The 3,845-nt window shown below is 57.4% G+C and carries 3 protein-coding genes; all 3 read left to right on the top strand.

All coding sequences use genetic code 11. The features are described from left to right. Window positions 1–208 precede the first annotated feature (208 nt). From F8N49_RS26390 to F8N49_RS26380, 3 genes are read left to right on the top strand one after another with little or no spacing between them, the layout of a single operon-like run. Entirely contained in the window at window positions 209–868 is a 660-nt protein-coding gene (locus tag F8N49_RS26390) for a paraquat-inducible protein A (RefSeq protein WP_073473550.1), read from the top strand. After that, window positions 855–1,478 (top strand): paraquat-inducible protein A, encoded by a 624-nt coding sequence (locus tag F8N49_RS26385; RefSeq protein WP_151553187.1) that lies wholly within the window; start codon window positions 855–857, stop codon window positions 1,476–1,478. Before F8N49_RS26390 ends, F8N49_RS26385 begins: the two co-directional genes overlap by 14 nt. After that, window positions 1,471–3,774, top strand: coding sequence for an intermembrane transport protein PqiB (locus F8N49_RS26380; protein ID WP_041480022.1), 2,304 nt, complete (start codon window positions 1,471–1,473; stop codon window positions 3,772–3,774). Before F8N49_RS26385 ends, F8N49_RS26380 begins: the two co-directional genes overlap by 8 nt. Window positions 3,775–3,845 lie beyond the last annotated feature (71 nt).

The raw sequence follows: 3,845 nt of genomic DNA, 5'->3' as shown, positions 1-3,845 counted from the left end.
AACGATGCATCGCCGATGGTAGTGTGGGGTTTCCCCATGTGAGAGTAGGTCATCGTCAAGATTAAATTCCGAAACCCCAATTGCGAAAGCAGTTGGGGTTTTGTTTTGCCTGCGAGAAAGTTTTCAGGACCGAAGCGAACAAAATTGCACAGTTATTTTCGAATCAGAACACTAGAATAGCCCCATCTTTATCGGAGCCAGAGCCTGTATGTCAGAATCGGTTGACGCCCCCGGGCTGTCAGATTTACCGCTGGAAGACTTGATAGCCTGCCACGAGTGCGACTTGCTGATGCGCAAGCCGACACTTGCCCATGGTGAAAAGGCCCTATGCCCGCGTTGTGGTTATGAGTTGTACGCCCACCGCCATAACGTGGTGCAGCGCAGCCTCGCCCTGGTGATTGCCGCGTTATTACTTTACGTACCGGCAAACTTTTTACCCATCATGCAACTCAATATCCTCGGGCAAACTTCGCAGGATACGGTCTGGAGTGGCGTGGTCGGTCTGTTCAATACCGACATGCAAGGAGTGTCGATTGTCGTCTTCCTTTGCAGTATGGCGATACCGTTGCTCAAGTTGCTGTGCCAGCTGTTTGTGTTACTGACGATTCGTTTTGATGTCGGCCGAAGCTACGGTTTGCTGCTCTATCGTATTTACCACCACCTCAGAGACTGGGGCATGCTCGAGGTCTACCTCATGGGCGTCCTCGTCGCGATCGTGAAGCTGGCGGACATGGCGGCCATCACCGTCGGCCTCGGGCTGGCATGTTTCATTGGCTTGTTGTTGGTACAAGTCTGGCTGGAGGTGGTGATGTCACCGCATCAGATCTGGCAGGCATTATCAGGAGAGGATGCCCATGCGGGCGATTGATGCGGGCATTCTGGTGTGCACCGAATGCCACGAACTGAACAAGCAGGAAGCTGACGTCGATGAGCAAAGCTGTTCCCGCTGCGGCGCGCAGGTTCACGCTCGCCGCCCTAACAGCCTGACCCGCACCTGGGCGCTGTTGATCACGGCAGCCATTATCTATATTCCGGCCAACGTCTTGCCGATCATGACGGTCAGCTCCCTGGGCCAGGGTGAGCCGAGCACCATCATGTCCGGCGTGATTGAACTGGTGCAGCACGGCATGATTCCGATCGCAAGCGTGGTGTTCATCGCCAGTATTCTGGTGCCCACGTTCAAACTGGTCGGCATCGCGTTGTTGCTGTTTTCAGTGCAGCGCCGGCAGCCATTGTCGGCCCGTCAGCGCATCTGGATGTACCGTTTCATCGAGTTCATTGGCCGCTGGTCGATGCTCGATATTTTCGTGATCGCCATTCTCGTGGCGGTCGTTAACTTCGGCCGTATAGCCAGTGTCGAAGCCAATTTGGGCGCCGTCGCCTTTGCCTCTGTGGTGATTCTGACGATGCTCGCCGCAGTAACTTTCGATCCCCGACTGATTTGGGATAACACGGAGTCGGACGACGACCATGACTGATTTGCCTGTAGCGAAAACCCGACCGGCTTCGAACTGGTCGGCCATTTGGGTGCTGCCTCTGATCGCTTTGATCATCGGCGGCTGGCTCGGCTGGCGTGCTTATTCCGAGACCGGTATCGAAATTCAGGTGCGCTTCGAAAGCGGCGAAGGCATCCAGGCCAACAAGACCGAAGTGGTCTATAAAGGCATGCCGGTCGGCAAGGTCAAGACGCTCAAGCTCGACGATGAAGGCAACTCCAAAGGAGTGATCGCCACTATCGAAATGAACAAGGACGTCGAGCAATACCTGAAGACCAGCACGCGGTTCTGGCTGGTCAAACCGAGCGTGACCCTGGCCGGTATCACCGGTCTGGAAACGCTGGTCTCGGGTAACTATGTCGCGATCAGTCCCGGTGAAGGCGAGCCCGTGCGCAAGTTCAAGGCACTCGCCGAAGAACCGCCGCTGTCCGACGCCAAGCCCGGTCTGCACCTGACCATCAAGGCCGATCGCCTCGGCTCGCTGAATCGCGGCAGCCCGGTGTTCTACAAGCAGATCAAGGTCGGTCAGGTCAAAAGCTACGTGCTTTCCGAGGATCAGAGCACCGTTGAACTGAAGGTGTTCATCGAGCCGACCTACGCCAAACTGGTGCGCAAACACACACGTTTCTGGAACGCCAGCGGCATCAGCATCGACGCCAACCTGTCCGGTGTGAAAGTCCGTAGCGAGTCTTTGGCCAGCATCGTCGCTGGGGGCATCGCCTTCGCTACGCCGGAGAATCGCAAGGACAGCCCAGCGACCGATCCGAGCCTGCCATTCCGTCTGTATGAAGACTTCGACGCTGCCGCTGCCGGCATTCGCGTGAAGGTCAAACTCAGTGATTTCGAGGGCCTGCAGGCGGGTCGCACACCGGTGATGTACAAAGGCATTCAGGTCGGCAACCTGAAAGCGCTCAAAGTCGATCCGGACCTGAACAGTGCAACAGCCGAGCTGACTCTGGATCCGTTGGCCGAAGACTATCTGGTTGAGGGCACGCAGTTCTGGGTGGTCAAGCCTTCGATTTCCCTGGCGGGTATTACCGGCCTGGAAGCGCTGGTGAAAGGTAATTACATCGCCGTGCGTCCGGGCGACAAAGGCGCTGCGCCGAAACGCGAGTTCGAAGCGCGACCGAAAGCTCCGCCGCTGGATCTGCGTTCGCCGGGCCTGCATCTGGTGTTGTTTACCGATTCGCTGGGTTCGATCGATGTCGGCAGTCCGATTCTGTACAAGCAGGTCAAGGTCGGTTCGGTGCAGAGCTACCAGTTCTCCCGAACCAAGAAGCAGCTGGTCATCGGCGTGCACATCGAGAAGGAATATGAAAACCTGGTCAACGCTTCGACGCGCTTCTGGAATGTCAGCGGCATTACCCTCACGGGTGGCTTGACCGGGGGCATTCAGGTCAAGAGTGAATCCTTGCAAACCCTGATGGCCGGCGGTATCGCGTTCGAAACGCCGCAAGCCAATGCGCCGTTGAAGAAACGCATACCGCGCTTCCGTCTGTTCGCCGACCACGATGAGGCAAACAAGAAAGGCGCGGTAGTGACGATCAAGGTTGATCGCGCTGACGGCTTGAGCAGCGGTACGCCGGTACGTTTCAAGGGGCTCGACGTAGGCAAGATTGAAAGCGTCGATCTGACCGATGACATGCAGTCGGTGATCCTCACCGCACGCATCACCGAAGTGCCGGAGAAGATTGCGCGAGTCGGCAGTCAATTCTGGGTGGTCAAGCCGGAACTGGGTTTGATCAAGACGCAGAATCTGGAAACGCTGGTGACGGGCAAATACATCGAAGTCCAGCCGGCGGCGAAGAATCTCGGCCCGCAGAAGAACTTCGTTGCCTTGGCCGAAGCGCCGGAAGTCACCAGGCAGGAAGCGGGTTTGAGTCTGGTGTTGAGCGCCGCACGTCGCGGTTCGTTGAAGCCGGGTGTGCCAGTGACCTACCGCGAAATCACGGTCGGCAAGGTCACCGGTTATGAGTTGGGCCAAACGGCTGACCGTGTGTTGGTGCACATCCTGATCGAGCCGAAGTACGCGCCACTGGTGCGTAGCGGCAGCCGCTTCTGGAACACCAGCGGCGTGGGCTTCGATTATGGGTTGTTCAAAGGCGTGACGGTGCGCACCGAGTCGCTGGAGACACTGATTCAGGGCGGGATTGCCTTCGCCACACCGGATGGCGAGCGCATGGGCAATCCGGCGCGGGCCGAGCAGACGTTCCCGTTGTTCGACAAGTTCGAGGATGAATGGCTGACCTGGGCGCCGAAGATTCAGCTCGGTAAGTAACCTGAAGTTTATGGGGCGTCTATCAAGACGCCTTCGCGAGCAAGCTCGCTCCCACATTTTGTATGCCTTTC

This window comes from Pseudomonas sp. GXM4, from assembly GCF_008923895.1.
Taxonomy (GTDB): domain Bacteria; phylum Pseudomonadota; class Gammaproteobacteria; order Pseudomonadales; family Pseudomonadaceae; genus Aquipseudomonas; species Aquipseudomonas atacamensis.
Note: the sequence above shows the minus strand (reverse complement) of the source record. Positions and strands in the feature narration are given on the sequence as shown.